Here is a 17,513-nt window from a genome sequence, read left to right on the forward strand (position 1 = left end):
ATCCGTATTCCCGAGGGGGCCGCAAGGCCCCCTTTTTTATGCGGCAGGGAAAGCTTGCCGGACAAAAGCGCCGCCTTCATCAAGAGAGGGCGGCGCTTTGCATTTGGGGGAGGGGCGTCAGACGGAGCCCTTCTCCGTCGGAGAAGAGGCCTCCGGAGCATGTGGCTATTTTCGCTCCAGTTCGTGGGCATCCACGTAGGCGTCGAAGGTCTCCAGATCCATGGGCGGGGAGAAGAGATAGCCCTGTCCGTACTTGCAGTGCGAGGCAAGGAGCTTTTGCAGCTGATCTTCGGTCTCCACGCCCTCGCAGAGGATCTCGATGCCGAGGCGGCGGGCCATGTCCACGAGCGAGGAAATGATGATCCAGACCGAGCGCTGCTTTTCCTGCCCGAGGGCCAGGAGGGCCCGGTCCAGCTTGATGGTGTCGAAGCCGAAGGAATGCAGCATGGCCATGGAGGAATAGCCCTTGCCGAAGTCGTCGAGGCTCAGGCCGATGCCCGCACGGCGCAGGGCATCAAGGGTGCGGATGAAGGCTTCTTCATCCAGACAGGCCATGCTTTCCGTGACCTCCACATGCAGCAGGTGGGCGGGAACATCGTGGCGGGCCGCGATGCCGAGGACGGTCTCGACATAGTTGTCGTGGAAGAACAGGGCCTTGGACTGGTTGATGCTGATGGGGGGCACCTTTTTGCCTTCGTCCAGGCGGCGGCGTATCCAGGCGCAGACCGTATCCAGGACAAAGAGGTCCAGTTCGCGGATGAAGCCGTTCTGCTCGAACAGGGGGATGAATTCGTCGGGATAGACCATCTTCCCGTCCGGGCCCTGCCAGCGGATGAGGGCCTCGGCCCCGATCAGTCTCCTGTCCGCAAGGCAGACCTGGGGCTGCATGAAGACGGTGAACTCCCCGTGTTCCAGGGCGTTGACCATGCGGTTCTCGATGTCGTTGGCCTTGAGCTGCCGGGCCCCGATGAGCTCGTTGTAGATCAGGAACTGCGAGCGGTAGCCGCCGGAAGCGATACTGGCTTCCGCCGTTTCGGCATAGAGCAGATAACGGGAGACGAAGCTCATGGATTCGTTGATGTTTTTTCCCGTCCCCGACGTGGGCTGCGGTTCGTGTTCTTCCATGTCGGCGTCGTTGCGGATGACGTACACGCCGCAGGAGAAGCTCACCGGGCGCTGGTACAGCTTGCGGGCCATGTCCGCGACGCTGCACAGCTCTTCCATGCGCTGGGTGAAGCTCGTCTCGTCAGGGCATTTCCAAAGCAGGAGATACCGTCCCGAGCCGCTGTAGGCGGCCAGTTCCCCCTGACGGCTGCGCAGGGCGAACTCGCGGTTGCAGAAGCGGATCAGGCTGTCCCCGGTGCGCAGGCCGCAGGCCCGGTTGATGAGCTTGAGCTTGCGGATGTTGATGGTGGACAGATAGTAACGCCGCGGGTCCTTTTGCAGGATCTTGGCCGCATCCATAAGGAATCTGGCCCGGTTGGGGCTCTGCGTCACGGGATCGGTGAGCGCCGCCGCGCGGAGATCGGTCAGACGCCGCCTGTTGTGGCGCATGACGAGGAGCATGATCAGGCCCAGCAGCAGGCCCAGACCGCAGAGCGTCTCCACCAGGTTCCGGCGCAGGAAACGGCGGATGACGTCCAGCAGGGAATCCGGCGCGACGGAAAGGAGCAGGGCGTCGATGGTGGCCGTGGTGGTGGAGGTGATGACCTTGTCCAGCACGGAAGTCACGAGGGGCGAGGCATGGGGCGAGATGCCCAGTACCATGGGATACATGGCCCGGGTGGGGAGCAGGAGCCCGTCCTTGGGCGGATCGTCCTGGAGGGCAGCGGCGGGATAGGGCCAGAGGTAAACGTCCACTTCCCCTTTCTCAAAAGCTTTGCGGCAGGCGTCGATATTGGGGAAGATCTTGGGGATGTCCTCGGGGTAGGCGCTCTGGTAGGCCAGCATCACGCTGCGCATCTCGCGGGTGAAGCCCACCGTGCAGGACTGGCCGGGGATATTTTTGTCATGGAGCCGGCCCACCACCGTGATGGGCGCGTTATAGAAGGGCCTGCCCGAAAAGATGTTCTGGCTGCGCAGGAAGGAAAGCTGGGGATAGACGTCGGGCATGATGTCCGCCGTACCGTCGGCCAGCGCCTTGAGACAGGCGTCATAGGAAGGCTGGGGAAGGAATTCGAAACGGATGCCGCTCTGGCGTTCCAGCATCTTCAGGAAGGCATAGAGGAAATTGCCCCCGAATTCGGGGTCCATCATGTCCTGTTCGCGGCTGTAGGCCACGCGGATGGCGGGCTTGGTGGCCAGCCACCGGCATTCGGACCGGGTGAAGACCACGGGCACGTCCGAGGAGATGTTGAGATAACTGTCGTACAGGCGGGCCAGATAGCTGGGATGATTCAGGAGGATCTGGAGCATGGCCTCGTTGAGGGGAGCCATGACCTCCATATCGTCCTTGCGGGTGACGAAGAAGAAAGGATCCGTGGAGATGGTGGCCACCACCTTGGTACCATTGCCGCGCAGCACACCGTCCACATAGCCGTCGATGCGGCCTTCGGCCAGGGCCTGGGCCATCTCGTAACTTTCCTCAAAAAAAACGGGGGTGAACGAAAAGCCGTTCTGTGCCGCGAAACGCGTCATCACGACATATTGCTGGGAATCGTTGAAAAAGCCGATGCGCATGCCGTTGAACGCATCGAGATCCATGTAATATATGTCGCTCATGCTGGAGACATGCAGACAGGTGTTCTCGTATCCGGCACGCAGTTTGGAAAAGCTGTAGAGCCGGGAACGCTCGGGCGTGAAGCTGATGCCGCAGGAAAGGTCGATGGTGCCGTCGTCCAGGCGCTGGGCCAGCTCGTCGAAGCGGATCTTGACCCACTTGTATTCCCATCCCGTATAGCGCGAGATGGCCGTGAGCAGGGCCACGGCAAGCCGGAAAGGTGTTCCCCTTCACCTTCGAAAACGCCGTGCTGGTCGAAATAGCCCACACGGATGATCTTGGATGCTTTATAATTGGCGGCGATGTCTTCGGGAGAGAAAAAATGGAAAGTCGTCCTGTTCAGGGGCAGGCTCGTTTCCGCCTGGACCGGGCTTTTCCCGGAGGCGGCGGCGAGAGCTCCCTGGGGAACGGGCAGGAGCAGGCAAAGCAGGAAAAGCAGCAAAGTTCGGAGCATGGTACGTTCTCACATCATGCCGCCGCATCGGAGACATGGCATCACGGCAGGGACTTCCCGGGGACGGGAAGGGCCGTTCAAAGCATGAATGTACAACGCATCATGCTCGGAGCGCAAGACGCTTCGGGGCCTATGGGTCAGGGATATCGCGGACTTGAGCTTGCCGCGCTCCCGGAGTATACTCCGCCCCTTCCACGCGCCGGCCCCGGCGCCAACGTCAGCCACGAGGTCGCCATGATCCTTATTGATGGAAAGCAGACTGCCCGCGACATCCGCGCGGAACTCAAGGCCCAGGTGGAGGCCGCTGTGTCGGCCGGCCGCCGCGCTCCCGGCCTGGCCGTGATCCTGGTGGGAGAAGATCCCGCATCGCAGGTCTACGTGCGCAACAAGGAACGTGCCTGCGCCGAGGCGGGCATCCTTTCCTTCCCCTACCGTCTGCCTGCCGATACCACGCAGGAGGCCCTGCTGGCCCTCATCGCCGAGCTCAACGGCCGTGACGACGTGGACGGCATCCTTCTGCAGCTGCCCCTGCCCAAACATCTTTCCGCCTCCGCCTGCCTGCTGGCCATCGACCCGGCCAAGGATGTGGACGGCTTCCATCCCGAGAACGTGGGGCGCCTTTCCCTCAACCTGCCCGGCATGGTCTCGTGCACGCCGGCGGGCGTCATCGAGCTGCTGCGCCGCTACAACCTGCCCACCCGCGGCAAGAAGGCCGTGGTGCTGGGCCGTTCGGACATCGTGGGCAAGCCCCTGGCCCTGCTGCTGGCCCGTCCCGGCGAATTCGGCGATGCCACGGTGACCCTGTGCCACTCCCGCACGCCCGATCTGGCGGCGGAATGCCGCAGCGCGGATTTCCTCTTCCTGGCCATCGGCCGCCCGCGCATGATCACGGGCGACATGGTCCGCGAAGGCGCGGTGATCATCGATGTGGGCATCAACCGTACGGACGACGGCCTGTGCGGCGACGCGGACTTCGAATCCGTGAGCGGGAAGGCCGCGGCCATCACGCCCGTGCCCGGCGGCGTGGGCCCCATGACCATCGCCATGCTGCTGAAGAACACCGTCCAGGCCTGGGAAGGCCGTGCGTAACGGCCCGCTCGCGGCATAAACCTGACTTGTATTGGGGGAAGGAAGCATCCTGCGTCCTTCCCCTTTTTTCGTCCTGCCGGTCATCCCTGGCGGATGGGGTACTGTGCTGCTGTTGCTTCGATACCCGTGATGTCCGGCCGTCTGCGGAGGGCCCGTCTTCCCTGCTGCCGGTTTGTCCGCAAGGCCGGGGGGGCGCTGCGGCGGACAGGCGGAGGAAGCCTGTGTTGCAGGGCGGGACATGCCGGATGGCCTGCGTACAGTGCGGCACAAGACAAGGAACGTACTCTGGCCGTGGTAGACACGGCCGCGTCCCCGAAAGGCGGGACGCCGGCAAATAAGAAGGAAGGAGACGCATCATGCGCGTGATGATGGCCCTGCTGCTGGGTCTGTATCTGGTCGTGCCCGCGCGGGCGGCCGACGGCGGGCCGGTCCTGCTCCTGCCGGGGCTGTCCGGCCCGACGGCGGAAGCGGCGCCGGGCTACCGCTGTGCCGATTTTCTGGAAGAGGCGGGCCTCAGGCCGGAAGGGCTGGAATATCTTTTTTGCCGTCCTGCCACGGAACCGCGTACAGGACGCCGGACCCTCACGGCCCGCTATCGTGTGCCGGGGCCGCAGGCCGCCGCCGTGGAGACGGCCTTGCGGGAGCGCACCGGCATGGCCGCTCTGGAACGCCGGATGGGCATCTGGCAGCTGCCGGAAGGCGGGGAAGGTCGGTTCGTCCTGCGGCAGAGCGCAGGGGAGGGCAGGCCCGGCGGACAAATGGCGGGCACGTTTTTTTCGGTCCAGGGGCTGCGGGACGGTCTTTCCGAGGATGGCGCCACCGGCAGCGAGGCCGGCACGCTCCCGTCTGCCGGGCGCTCTGTCCCTGCGGCACAGGATGACGGGATGGCCGGAGCTGCCGGAAGCGTCGCGAAGGGGAGCCCGGCCGCTGTACCGGGTGCCGCAGCTGAGGAGAGGGCGGCCCTTGCGGACAGCGCTCCAAAGAAGGGGCCGTCCTGCACGGTAAGCATGGGAGAGGTCCCGCAGCAGGGGACGTTCGCACCACAGCGGGAAGACTGGGGAAAAGTGTCCTGGTTCGCGGTGACGGTACGTTTGGAGCTGCCCCGGTAGCTGGTGGTTCTGGAAGGCCTGTCCCGTGCTGCCGGCGCCGGCAGACAGGGGCGGCAGCCTTTCGGCAAGAGGCTTACTTTTGCCGGGGCGGCATCTCGGCCTTGATTTGGCGCAGGAGCCGGCGCTGTTCCGGGGACCAGAGCAGGGGCTTCAGCTTGCGTGTCCAGGGCGAGGTCAGGCGGGCGAACATGCCCACCAGGACGGCCGAGAGCACGGTGCCTTCGCGCAGGCCCACGATGCTGCCCAGCACGGCAAGGCCGAGAAGGCACGAGGCCAGGACCAGCGAGCAGTCGAACAGGACCTTGATGTTGCCGAAGTTCTTGCGGGAACGTGCCGCGATGACGATGACCAGGCCTTCGCCGGGGATGACCGTGGCATTGCTCATGATCTCAAGACTGATGCCCGCGCCCAGCACGGCACTGCCCACGATGCACATGACGATCTGCCAGACATAGACGTCCGTGACCAGCGCGCCGGTGAGGTGCATCCAGAAGTCGATGAACACGCTGAAGATGAGCACGGCCGGGATCTGCAAGAGCTCCGCGATGCCCAGTCTGCGCCGGAGCAGGATGCGCTGGAGCAGCAGGAAGAGCAGGTTGCAGGCAAAGGTCGTGGTGCCCAGGGTCAGGCCAAAGATGGCGGCCAGCGTATAAGGCAGGGTCGTGATGGGGGTGGTGCCCAGGTGGGCCTGGGTGATCAGGGCGATGCCCAGGGCGTTGAAGAACAGCGAGACGGAAAGACAACCATACCGTTTGACGACATCCGAAGTTTTCACGATGGCCCCCTTGCACGCGGCATGTCCGGGAAACAGCAACCGCCCCTTCCCTGGACGGCTGCCGGGAGCTGCCTGCTGGTCTGCAGCATATCCCCAGAGTAATCATCATGCCCGCATTCGCAAGGGCATCACGAATATCCATGAAATCATGGCTGTTATGGAAACACACCCCTGCTCCCACCGTTGGCGCGGTGGGGCAGGGGATGTATCCGGGGCATGCCTCGTGCTTCTGGAAAGGCTGCCTGAAGAGGGGGACGACCTGTAGGGGTGGGAGATCAGGCCGCCCCCCCACCGGAAGGAGGACGCCAGGCCGGATGACGGATCAGGGACGAAAGGATGCCTCCGGCCTGGAGATGGATGCTACAGCAGGGCTGTATAGATGCCGCTCATGTCGGCTACCGTCATTTCCTTGGGGCTGTGGGCCAGCAGGCGTTGCTGGGTCCGCAGGACGGCCTCTGCGAAAGGCTGGGCCTGGGAAGGCTCCATGCCGTAAGCGGACAGTCTCTTGAGCGGGAGGATCTTTTGCAGCAGGGCATCGAGGCTGTCCATGGCGTCGGAGGCGGGGCAGCCCAGTTCCCGGCCCAGGAGCTCCTGCAGGTCTGCCAGGCCCGGGACCTGCTGCTGTTCGTAATGCCGCAGCACACCGGCAAAGACGGCGTAGTTGGACTCTCCGTGCGGGATATGGAACGTGGAGCCCAGCGGATAGCTCATGGCATGCACGGTGGCGCATCCTGCCGTACCAAAGGCAAGCCCGGCATAGGTGCTCGCCAGCAGGAAGTCGCCAAGGCGGGGACGCAGGCTGTCCCTGCCGTGCAGGGCCACGTCCGTGTAGCCGGCCAGGATGAGCCGGATGGTTTCCGCGGAGAACATGCGGGTAAAGGGGCTTGCCGCGGTGGACAGGTAGGACTCCACGGCATGGACCAGGGCATCGAGCGAACTGGTGGCAAAGACGGGATAGGGCAATTTCTCCAGCAGCTCGGGCACCAGGACGGCATGACGTGCGTACAGGCTGTCGTGGACGAGACCCACCTTGATCCCGAGGCAGGTGCGGTTGATGATGGAGATATTGGTGACCTCGCTGCCCGTGCCGCAGGTGGTGGGCAGGATGATGAGTTCCTTTTCCTGCTTCGGTTCCTTGCAGTCAAAAACGGCACTGGTATCACTGCCGGCCGGAGCCACCGCCAGGACTTTGGCCACGTCGATGACGGAACCGCCGCCGATGGCGATGATGCGGCGGAAATCATAGCGGGAGGCCGCTGCCAGCAACGCGTCCACCATGGTGTCGCTGGGCTCTCCCTGGCCGTAATCTTCCAGAAAAAGCGCCTTGGCACGGCAGTCGAGACCGTCAAAAAAGGGTTTGAAGATATACGCGTTGCTGAGGACGAGGTCTTCCTCGCCGATGTCGAAGCCTGCCAGGAAGTCCTTGCAGGTGGGGAACATGTGGATGGTCGGTTTGCAGACGAACTGTTTCATTACCGTTTCCGGCCCGGTGTTTCCCGGGCGATGGGTTAGATGGTTTCGGCTGTGGCCGTGGTCTGCCAGACCGCATCACAGATGCGCGTCCCGCCGTGGCAGTCGCCGATACTGTGGACAGGCACGGCCATGCCGCGCAGGGCTTCGGCAAGCGCCGTACGGGGGCGGTAGCCCGTAGCCAGCACGATGCGGGAGCAGGGCAGGTGCTCTTCGGCATGTCCCGTCCTGCACAGGACGGCTTCCCCTTCCCCGATGCGGTCGACCCGGCAGGAGGTCAGCGTCCTGATGCCGTATTCCTTCAGATGCAGGAGCATGACGGCCCGGGAGCGGGGCTCGATGTCCATGCAGAGATCCTCGCGCATCTCTGCCACCAGAGGATGGCAGCCGTTTCGGGCAAGGAAGAGCGCCGTCTCGCAGCCGACCAGTCCGCCGCCGATGATGAGGACGTCCTGTCCGGGGGTGGGCCCCTGCTGCTGCAGGACCTGTTCCGCAAGAAGGAAACGCTCCGGTGCAAGCCCGGGGATGGGCGGGATGACGGGCTCGGAGCCGACAGCCAGCAGCACGACGTCCGGTGCCAGTTCGGACACCAGTGAGGGCGTGGCCTTGGTGGAGCAGCGGATGTCGGCGCCCAGATCCCGGGCCTGCCGTTCCAGCCAGACGGCGTAGCCTGCCAGCTCTTCCTTGAACGGAGGCCGGGCCGCAAGAGGGATCTTGCCGCCGCAGGCGGCCTCTTTTTCCAGGACCGTGACCCGGTGGCCCCGCCGGAGTGCCGTACAGGCAGCCACGAGCCCGGCCGGACCGGCACCGACGATGAGGACATGCCGCGGGCTGGCGACCCGGCGCGGCAGGGGGCGGTATTCATTGCCCACACGGGGATTGACGGCACAGCAGATGTCGAGCCCGCGGGACAGGCGGCCGATGCAGCCTTCGTTGCAGCCTATGCAGGGACGGATGTCTTCCTCCCTGCCCTGCAATGTCTTGAGCGGCAGTTCGGGATCGGCCAGCAGGGCGCGCCCCATGACCACGAAATCGACCTTTCCGGCCGCGATGAAGCTGTCGGCCAGGGAAGCGGACGTGATCCTGCCGATGCCGATGACGGGCCTGGAGGCCTGGATGGCCTGGCGTACGGCTGCCGCCTTTTCGATATGCGTGCCCCGGGGCAGGGCCAGGGGCGGCGTCACCCACATGCCGCCTTCCCGCATGCCGGCCGTCACGTCGAAGGCGTCGATGTCCTCCCGGGCCAGGATGCGTGCTGCGGCCACGCCGTCTTCCAGAGTCAGGCCTCCGCTGGCGGGTTCCGCCACACCGAGGCGCAGGATGATGGGGAAGTCCGGTCCGACAGCCGCCCTGACGGCCCGGATGGCCTCCACGGTGAAGCGGACGCGATTCTCCAGGCTGCCTCCGTAGCCGTCCTGCCGGGCATTGGTGAAGGGCGAAAGGAACTGCTGGGGCAAATAGCCGTTGCCCGCATGCAGCTCCACGGCGTCGAAGCCTGCTTTCTGGGCCCGCAGGGCCGCGCCGGCATAGTCACGCAGGACCCTGTCGATATCTTCCTGCCGCATGGCGCTGGTCTCGTCATTGCCGAAACGGGTCACCGAGGGCGAAAGGAGCGGCAGGCCGGTCACGGCCCGGGAGGTCTGTCTGCCGGCATGGCACAGCTGGACGGCGATGCGGGCCCCCGCCGCGTGGACGGATTCCACCAGACGCCTAAGGCCGGGCAGCAGGCCATCGTCATCGATACCGAGCTGATGCGGGAAGCTCTTGCCGTCGGGGCTGATGTAGGTGGCTTCCGTGATCAGGAGACCGGCACCGCCTTTGGCCCTTTCCTGGTGGTAGGCCACCAGCCTGTCGGTCACTTCGCCCCGGGTGGAACAGTAGTTCGTCACCATGGCGGGGAAGACGATGCGGTTGCGCAGTTCCAGCCGCCCCATGCGGGCCGGGAGCAATGTCGTATATGTCATGTTCGTTCCTTGACTGTATGGCCGGTCATGCCCTGGATGTCAGATGATGCGGTAGACGCCGGGGGCCACCTGGGGATGGCGTTCCGTGATGGCCGGGTCGTGTCCGGGCAGGATGTCGTCCGCGGATCGGGTCATCCGGCTGACGGTCTCGAGGGCCTGGAGGGCTTCGGTGACATCATAGTGGATGCCGCAGGGGGTCATCTCGCTGATGTTCCGGTAACGCGGGACGACATCGCTGCAGATGATCTTCGTCCCGCCTTCGGTCTCCACCGCCACGGACATCAGGCCGGGCGTATGGCCGCCCGTCCTCAGGCAGGTGATGCCTTCGCAGATCTCCTCGCGTTCATCCTGGACCAGATGGACCCGTCCGGAAAAATGCAGGTGGAGCAGATGCTCGATGGCCTTGAAGTTGTAGTGCTGCGCATAGGTCGTAAAGCGCATCAGGGGGCCGGTCACATATTCCAGTTCCTTCTGGTGTACATGATAGCGGGCATTGGGATAGAACTCGTCGCCTGCGTAGTGGTCCCAGTGCAGGTGCGACAGGATGACATGGCGCACGTCCTCGGGACGGACATTGATACGGTCGAGCAGCTCAAGGGGGCCTTCCTTGACCTGATAGGGGATCTTCATCTCGTCAAGGCATCGCTGGGTGAACGACTGGTCGACCAGGATGGGGCCTTCCTTCTCGTCCAGGATGCACCAGAAGAAGAACTGGGTGCACAGGGATTCCTTGATGTCGGGACGCATGTAGAAATGGTTGGTGATGACGACAGGCTTCTGGCCGGCGGTGAGGGCATAGATGGTACGGGATGACATGGCAAGGCTCCTTAGGCGTTGTGCAGGGGATGGCCGATGAGGTGCAGGGCGTTCTTGTGGAGCATGCTGTCCCGGGCTTCGTCCGAGAGCCCGAGGCGGCCGATCTGCTCCAGGGCCTTGTCCACATCCACGAAAGGATTGGCGCTGGAAAAGACGAAGCGGTCGGCAAGGCAGTCATTGGCGGCTTTGACATAAAGCTCGCCCCCCGGTTTGTTGATGGACGAGGAAAAGTCCAGGTAGATGTTGCGGTGCCGCAGGCAGACGGCGATGGTCTCGCCGGCCCAGGGATAGCCGCCGTGGCTGACCAGGATGCGCAGGTCCGGGAAATCGGTGGCGACCTTGTCCAGGGCCGCAGGCGATGTGGGGCTCAGCAGGACGCCGGGCATGTGGGGCGACAGGCCCGCGGTGACGAGGAGCGGCAGGTCATGGTCGCAGCACAGGGCGTACAGCGGATAGTAGCGGGCATCGTCCAGAGCGCAATGGGCCATGGCCGGTTCGATGGATGCCCCCAGGCTGCGCCCTTCGGCAAAAGCTTGCCGCATGGCCTTGTAGGCCCGCATCCCCTTGTGCGGATCATAAGCCGTAGATGCCGATGAAAAGGTCGGGGAAGGCCGCTACGCAGGCATCCACAAGCCCGTTGGAGGAAGGGCTGGCATAGGTGCTTTCGATATCCCTGCCCGAGACAAGGGCCTTGCTGATGCCAAGCGAGGCCAGCTGGGCCGCACAGGCCGCAAGGGACTGGGTGGGCTTCCGGTCGAAGTGCGTGAGTTCGACATACTCCGCGTAGACCGGGTTGCGGGTAAAGGTCGCCATCCATTCGGGCGTATTGGGTCTGTATCTGCAATCGATGATGTTCATGGCCATTTCTCTTTACTTGAGGAAACCGACCATCTTCCAGTAGGGCACGAGTATCAGGGGAATGAAGAACGCGAAGGCCACCATTCGGATGGCGAAAGCGCCCATGATGTGGCGCAGGGTGACGGCGCCGCTCATGAAGGTGTACAGCAGGTAGCCGATCTCATAGGGGAAGAGCAGCTGGCCCAGACCGTACAGCAGGGCGTAGACGAGGGTATAGGGGTCCATGCCCAGGCTGACGGCCAGCGGGCTGCCCAGGGCCCCGACGGCCGCCATGGGGGTCATCAGGAAGTTCACGATCACGCCCAGCACATAGGAGAAGCTGATGGCCATGACCGCGCCGCGTCCTTCGAACAGGGAAGACATGTGGGCCGAGATCCACTTGGGGATGTTCAGGTCCTGCGCCACGGCACCGATGGACATGCAGGCCGCCAGGAAGATGAGGAACGAAAGGTTGACCTTGCGCAGATCCTGCTCGGTAGCCAGGTTCATGCCGGGCATGAAGCAGGCCATGCCCACCAGGGCAAAGACGAACGCGCCGGGGAGATGGTGCCACTGTTCGGTCACGAAGGCGATGAAGCCGATGGACAGCACCAGGAAGATCTTGATTTCATCAGCGGAGACGGGCCCCATCTCCTTCAGGCGTTCCTCAAGGACGGTCTTGAGGGATTCTTCGTTCTGGAGCCGCTCCTTGCCGCGGATGATGAAGACCATCATGATGGAACAGGCCATGTAGAAGATGGAGAAGGGCGCCATCTGGATGATGAAGTCGACATACTCCACGGGAACACCGGTGGTGTTGGTGACGACCTGAAGGGCAAGAAGGTTCATCTCCGTACCGGTGATGCAGAACAGGCCGGGGGCGATGGCCGCCAGATAGCCGCCCATGATCAGGGCCGAGGACATGCGGGAGCGGGTGTCCACGTTGAGGGCCTGGATCAGGCCCTGGGCGATGGCGACGAAGATGACCGTGCGGGCCAGGCCGGAGGGGACGAGCAGGGTCAGGATGATGCCGGCCCCCATGAGACCTATCATGGTCTTGGTGAAGGAGGAGCCCATCAGGATCATGCTGTGCAGGGCGATGCGCTTGCCGAGGCCCGTACGGTTGAGCACCTGGGCGATGATGAGGGCGGAGAAGCACATCCACGGCAGGAAGGTGCACCAGCTGGAGAAGGCGACGGCAGGCTTGGTGACAAAAAGCGCATACAGGAACGTGAGGATGGCCGCGACGATCGCGGAGGGCAGGATCTCCACGGCCCAGGCGATGACGGCCCACAGGGTGATCGCCAGGAAAAGCGGCGTCTTCGGGCTGGCGATCTCCATTTCCGGGACGGTAAAGAATACGATCCGGGGCAAGCCCAGGCTGAGAGCCCACTTCCACCAGTTACCTTGGACCATGATGACCTCCATTATAATATACCGACAAGATTGGTTTTATTTTTTCTCTCGGTAGAACGCTCTTTTTTTCACTAACATCAATAAGCGTGTCATTTTAAAAAGATTATTAAAATCAGTATGTTATTAAAACAGAAATAATAAAATGAACATGATGTTGCAGATAATCTTAGACAATATATTGAAATTATTTTATATTATTTTTGAAACATTTGAAACGTAATGTCCATCCTGCCGGATGGGCAGGCGGGATCCGCCGTCCTTTCACAAAAGGAGTCTCCATGCACCCCGGATTTTGTGAGTCCATCATCCATGTAGATAGTGTCGTCAAATTATGTTTGCCCACAAAGATATGCATCTGATTTGAACGGCGGCAAGAAAAGATGCACATCTTTTGGCATATCGTGTGGCAATTCCCCGCCAGCGCTTGAGATGGAGAAAAGCATTCTCGACAAGATGCCTGACTTTGTAGAGCTCTCTGTCATAGTTGCGTGATATTTTACGACTTCTCTTTGGCGGGATGACAACCTGGAAACCGGATTCACCTGCTTTGCGGAGAATACTCTCCGTATCGTAGCCTCTATCAGCCAAAAGTGCCCCGGCACTCAACCCGTCAATCAACGCACAGGCCTCTTTGCAATCAGCTCGGGTACCTTCTGTAACAATAACTCTGACCGGCATACCATGCGCATCCACGGCCAGATGTATTTTTGAGTTGAGCCCCCTTTTGTGCGGCTCATGGCCTCATTACCTCCCGCAGCGCCCGCCGCATGGGGATGTACTTTGCAATGACTGGCATCAATGATGAGCCATTCAAAATCAGGTTCGACAATGAGAGCTTCGAGTATTTTCTCCCAAACTCCCCGATCTCGCCATCGGCAGAAGCGGCGATGTGTATTTTTCCAGTCGCCAAGATCGGGGGGTAAATCCCGCCACGGAGCCCCGGTTCTCAGTATCCAGAAGACGGCGTTGATAAACAATCGGTTATCGGCGGAAGGACGACCGACAGAGCCTTTGGAACCGGGAAGAAGTTTTTCAATATTTGCCCATACCTTGTCGGAAATATCATGCCTCCGATGTGCCGCCATATGGTCTCTCCTCATTGTAAGTGAAGAGATTATAACATACTTTTGAATTTGACGACACTATCTAGGTGAGCAGCCTGCGGATTTTTGTGTCGTCACTCCGTTCAAGACGCTGGCCAAGTATGCCGAGGAGACGGCCCATCAGCTCAACATGCGGACCTGCATCGCGGTATCGAAGTTCGACAATGACGTAGAGGTCGCCCTGCACATCCTCAATACGGAAAAGATCAAGCTGCTGGCCACACGCGGGCATGCGCTCCACATCCTCAGGAATTCCACCTCCATCCCCATCCTTTCCATCGAATACTCGGCCGAGAATTTTTTCGAGACCCTCCTGCCTTTTCAGAACAGCAACATGCGTGTGGGCCATCTCTGCTTTCCCGGCCAGGGGCTCAAATTCATGCGGATAGCACAGCTGCTCGGTCTGCGGGGCTACAGGCTGGAGGTCGAGGACAGGAACAATATCGAAGCGGCTCTGAAGAAGGTCCGGGAGGAAAACATATCTCTTCTTGTGGGAGGATTTGGCCTGATAAGCAAGGCAAGGGAGGAAGGATTCCACGCCATTCCCCTGCTTTCTGAAAATCAGGAAGCTGTCTACAAGGTGTTTTTGGAGGCAAAACACATCATAGAAATGGATGCTCTGAATATACAGAGACGAGATTTTATAAATACTGTTTTGAATATCAATCCGAATATCATCATAGTCGTAGATAAAAACTATACGATACGCTACGCGAATGACAAAGCCCAGGGGGTCTTTGGCGTCATATCGGAGCAGATCATCGGCATGGATCTGGGCAGGATATTCCCCAGGACGGATTTCTCGCGCATCATGGGAGAAAGGAAAGGTGCATCGGACTCCTTTATCCTGAAAGACATGATAAAGCGTGAGTTCCTCTTCACCATCGTCGATATCAAGCTCAAGGGGAATTTTGACGGCTATGTCCTAAGCCTGAACAATACCGTCGATATCCAGAAGAATGAACGGCAGGTGCGGCAAAACATCTACCAGAAAGGGAAGCGCCGTTACTTTATGTTCAACGACATTATCGGCGACAGTGCCGCCATCAGTCAGGCGAAGTTCATAGGGCAGCGTTTCGCGGACAGCGACGGGCCCGTGCTGCTGATCGGAGACACGGGCACAGGCAAGGAGATGTTCGCCCAGGCCATCCATGCGCACAGCCGGCGGCAGGAGGCGGCCTTTGTTTCCGTCAACTGTGCGGCCGTGCCCGAAAGCCTGCTGGAAAGCGAACTTTTTGGCTATGAAGAAGGCGCTTTTACCGGGGCCAGACGCGGGGGCAAGACGGGGCTGGTGGAGCTGGCGCATGGGGGGACCCTGTTCCTTGACGAGATAGGGGAGATGCCCTTGCGCCTGCAGGCCCGCCTGTTGCGGGTCCTGCAGGACAAGGTCGTGACCCGTCTGGGGAGCACCCGTTTCGTGCAGGTGAACGTGCGCATCATCTGTGCGACGAACAGGAACCTTTTTGCCATGGCCAGGCAGGGGCAGTTCCGGCAGGACCTGTTCTACAGGATCAATACCCTGCTGCTCAAGATCCCGTCGCTCGAAGCCCACAGGGAAGATATCGGTCCCATCGTCCTTGCCTATCTGCGCAGGCTGCGCGGGGAAGGCTACAAAAAGCTCTCGATCTCGGACGAGGCCATCGAAAAGCTGGAACAGCATGACTGGCCCGGCAATGTCCGGGAGCTGCTCCACGTGGTGGACAGGGCCATCGCTCTGGCCCGGCAGCCTGTGATCCAGGCCTCGGACATCCTCTTCGATGCGGATATCCTGGATGAGGAAGAACCGGAAACGCCTTTCGCCGGCAGAGGTGAGACGGCGTCGTGCGCCCGCCTGGAAGCCGTGCTGCAAAAATACAGATACAACAAGACCCAGGCTGCCGAGGCTCTGGGCATCTCACGAACGACCTTGTGGCGCCGGATGAAGGAGTGCGGGCTGTAACGCCGCGGTCGGGATTTCGTATCCGCCTGTTTGGCAGGCCATGTACTGCGGGTACTTGCCGGGGGCATCCGCAGACCGGTTGCCCATGGAGTGCAGTCGCGGGGCAGGAAGATCCTCTTTTGCGTCCTTCCTTCTTTTCAAAGGGGCACCAGGGGATACTTGGAAAATGTGCTGATAGTGTCCGCAAAGACGCATGAATGGCCAAAGGCCGAGGAGACGATCTCCGGCCTTTTTTATCGGCTTCGCACTTGGTGAAAGTTAGCATAGGCAAATTATATGCCGGATAGCTTCTTAACGTACTATTCATGATACTGACTTGAATTATCTTGTTGAGGGAGGTATTACCTTTGTAAAGGAGCATCTAGCGATGAAAAAATTGATTTTATTTGTAGTTATAATATATATTTGTTGTTTTTCTATTGCCATTTCAGCTTCTTTTGAAGAAACAAAGCATGCCGCTGAACAGGGAGATGCTAGTGCTCAGTATAGTCTAGGTCACTATTATTATTTACAGCAGGACTATAAGCAATGTAAAGAGTGGTCCGAAAAAGCTGCTGAACAAGGACATGTTGATGCTCAGATTGAGCTTGGACTTTGGTATTATTGGGGAGAAGATGCAGATCAGGACTATCAGAAGGCAAGACAATGGTTTGAAAAAGCTGCTGATAAAGGAAGTGCTGACGCTCAGTTTTTTCTCGGTAAGTTGTATGAAGAAGGCCAAGGTGTAGCTCAGGACTATCAGAAGGCAAGTCAGCTATATGAGGAAGCTGCTGCGCAAGGAAACATTAACGCTCAAATTGGACTTGGCAGTTTGTATTATTTGGGTCAAGGCGTAGAGCGTGACTATCATAAGGCTAGGAAATACTGGGAAAAAGCTGCTGATAAAGGAAGTGCTGGAGCCCAATTTAATCTTGGTATTTTGTATGAAAATGGTCAAGGTGTAAATCAAGACTATTATAAAGCAAAACAATTATACGAAAAAGCTGCAAGGTACGAACATGCTGGTGCTCAGTCTAGGCTAGGTGCTTTATATTATTCTGGCCACGGCGTACGTCAGGATTATCACAAGGCTTGGCAATGGTGGAAAAAGGCTGCTGACCAAGGATATGTTGGCGCTCAATATAGTCTTGGTGTTTTGTATGAAGAGGGTAAAGGTGTGCGACAAAATCGCGCCACAGCCAAGGAGTGGTACGGCAAAGCCTGTGATAATGGCTTCCAAGGCGGCTGTGATGCATATGCGCGTTTGAATACTGCCCGCTAAGAGATAAAGGAGGGTCTTCAGATTCGCTGTGGTAACAAGAGCCGTGCGTTAACGTAATGAACGAGACCAGCTAACTGATAATCGAAAGGCCGGGGGACGATCTCCGGCCTTTTTTGTCGGCTTCGCACACCTACCCCAGCCAACACGTTTGCCGAGCGCAAAGAAACCGCCACAGGCAAGGCTGGGCAGCCTGTTTACGTGCCCCCCTGGAAACGGCTGTTTCGGCACGCCGGTATACTCCTTGGTATACATCTTTGCCGGGGAGGCTATTTTTCAAGCACGAAAAAAGCCGGTAAGCTACGTGTTGTAACCTACCGGCTTTGCTGCCTTAGTGGCGAGGGAGGGAGCCAATTGTATCACTCAATATATTGAAATAATTGGATTACACTTCCCCGGGAAAAGCTGCTGTACCACCGCTGGTACCACCGGACTTCCTATCACGATTTTCTTGTCACAGAAGGGCTTTCGCGCTTTTGGGATTCGCCCGACACCGCCAGACGTTCCCGCGCGCTTTTGAAGTATCTCTTTGAAGAGGAAAGGCGTCAAGGTCTGCCTCACGCC

Annotated in this window: 13 protein-coding genes and 1 pseudogene; 5 read left to right on the top strand and 9 right to left on the bottom strand. The window is 60.1% G+C overall.

All coding sequences use genetic code 11. The annotated features are described in order from the left end of the window. Positions 1–165: 165 nt before the first annotated feature. On the bottom strand, positions 166–2,925 hold the full coding sequence (locus tag Q4I12_RS05325; RefSeq protein WP_302260880.1) for an EAL domain-containing protein: 2,760 nt from the start codon (positions 2,923–2,925) through the stop codon (positions 166–168). Between the two features lie 482 nt (positions 2,926–3,407). Here Q4I12_RS05325 and folD point away from each other — a divergent pair, with 482 nt between their 5' ends. Both folD and Q4I12_RS05335 read left to right on the top strand, forming a co-directional pair. Continuing rightward, positions 3,408–4,262, top strand: a complete 855-nt coding sequence (gene folD / locus Q4I12_RS05330; RefSeq protein WP_302260882.1) for a bifunctional methylenetetrahydrofolate dehydrogenase/methenyltetrahydrofolate cyclohydrolase FolD — start codon at positions 3,408–3,410, stop codon at positions 4,260–4,262. A gap of 356 nt (positions 4,263–4,618) precedes the next feature. After that, the gene (locus Q4I12_RS05335; protein ID WP_302260884.1) at positions 4,619–5,371 is read left to right on the top strand and encodes a DUF4952 domain-containing protein; all 753 of its coding nucleotides are present in this window, start codon (positions 4,619–4,621) and stop codon (positions 5,369–5,371) included. 73 nt (positions 5,372–5,444) lie between these two features. Here the strand turns inward: Q4I12_RS05335 and Q4I12_RS05340 are convergent, their stop codons facing one another. The 8 genes from Q4I12_RS05340 to Q4I12_RS05375 all read right to left on the bottom strand — a co-directional run bounded on the left by Q4I12_RS05340 (position 5,445) and on the right by Q4I12_RS05375 (position 13,734). Next, positions 5,445–6,146, bottom strand: a complete 702-nt coding sequence (locus Q4I12_RS05340) for a YczE/YyaS/YitT family protein (RefSeq protein WP_297159932.1) — start codon at positions 6,144–6,146, stop codon at positions 5,445–5,447. 360 nt (positions 6,147–6,506) lie between these two features. Then, positions 6,507–7,619, bottom strand: coding sequence for a 4-hydroxybutyrate dehydrogenase (locus tag Q4I12_RS05345; RefSeq protein WP_302260886.1), 1,113 nt, complete (start codon positions 7,617–7,619; stop codon positions 6,507–6,509). A gap of 35 nt (positions 7,620–7,654) precedes the next feature. Continuing rightward, a complete protein-coding gene (locus Q4I12_RS05350; protein WP_302260887.1) occupies positions 7,655–9,580 on the bottom strand; it encodes an oxidoreductase in 1,926 nt (641 codons plus the stop codon). 39 nt (positions 9,581–9,619) lie between these two features. Next, the gene (locus tag Q4I12_RS05355) at positions 9,620–10,396 is read right to left on the bottom strand and encodes an N-acyl homoserine lactonase family protein (protein WP_297159939.1); all 777 of its coding nucleotides are present in this window, start codon (positions 10,394–10,396) and stop codon (positions 9,620–9,622) included. An 11-nt stretch (positions 10,397–10,407) separates the two neighbouring features. Then, on the bottom strand, positions 10,408–10,938 hold the full coding sequence (locus Q4I12_RS05360) for an amidohydrolase family protein (RefSeq protein ID WP_297159941.1): 531 nt from the start codon (positions 10,936–10,938) through the stop codon (positions 10,408–10,410). A gap of 31 nt (positions 10,939–10,969) precedes the next feature. Beyond that, on the bottom strand, positions 10,970–11,254 hold the full coding sequence (locus Q4I12_RS05365; protein WP_297159943.1) for a hypothetical protein: 285 nt from the start codon (positions 11,252–11,254) through the stop codon (positions 10,970–10,972). 12 nt (positions 11,255–11,266) lie between these two features. Then, positions 11,267–12,649 carry an SLC13 family permease gene (locus Q4I12_RS05370; RefSeq protein WP_302260889.1) on the bottom strand — a complete coding sequence of 461 codons (1,383 nt, stop codon included), beginning with the start codon at positions 12,647–12,649 and terminating at the stop codon, positions 11,267–11,269. 324 nt (positions 12,650–12,973) lie between these two features. Next, positions 12,974–13,734, bottom strand: a protein-coding gene (locus tag Q4I12_RS05375) for an IS5 family transposase (RefSeq protein WP_295640739.1) whose coding sequence is annotated in 2 segments (ribosomal slippage) — positions 12,974–13,377 and positions 13,377–13,734 — 762 coding nt in all. Because the reading frame shifts where the segments join, the coding sequence is not laid out codon by codon here. A gap of 148 nt (positions 13,735–13,882) precedes the next feature. Here Q4I12_RS05375 and Q4I12_RS13940 point away from each other — a divergent pair. The 3 genes and pseudogenes from Q4I12_RS13940 to Q4I12_RS05390 all read left to right on the top strand — a co-directional run. After that, positions 13,883–14,554: pseudogene (locus Q4I12_RS13940) on the top strand (PrpR N-terminal domain-containing protein); the annotation flags it as partial. 54 nt (positions 14,555–14,608) lie between these two features. Continuing rightward, positions 14,609–15,691, top strand: a complete 1,083-nt coding sequence (locus tag Q4I12_RS05385) for a sigma-54 interaction domain-containing protein (protein ID WP_302260891.1) — start codon at positions 14,609–14,611, stop codon at positions 15,689–15,691. Between the two features lie 367 nt (positions 15,692–16,058). After that, entirely contained in the window at positions 16,059–16,952 is an 894-nt protein-coding gene (locus tag Q4I12_RS05390; RefSeq protein WP_302260892.1) for a tetratricopeptide repeat protein, read from the top strand. The last annotated feature ends 561 nt before the right edge of the window (positions 16,953–17,513 follow it).

This window comes from Desulfovibrio piger, assembly GCF_951793255.1.
In the GTDB taxonomy this organism is placed as follows: domain Bacteria; phylum Desulfobacterota; class Desulfovibrionia; order Desulfovibrionales; family Desulfovibrionaceae; genus Desulfovibrio.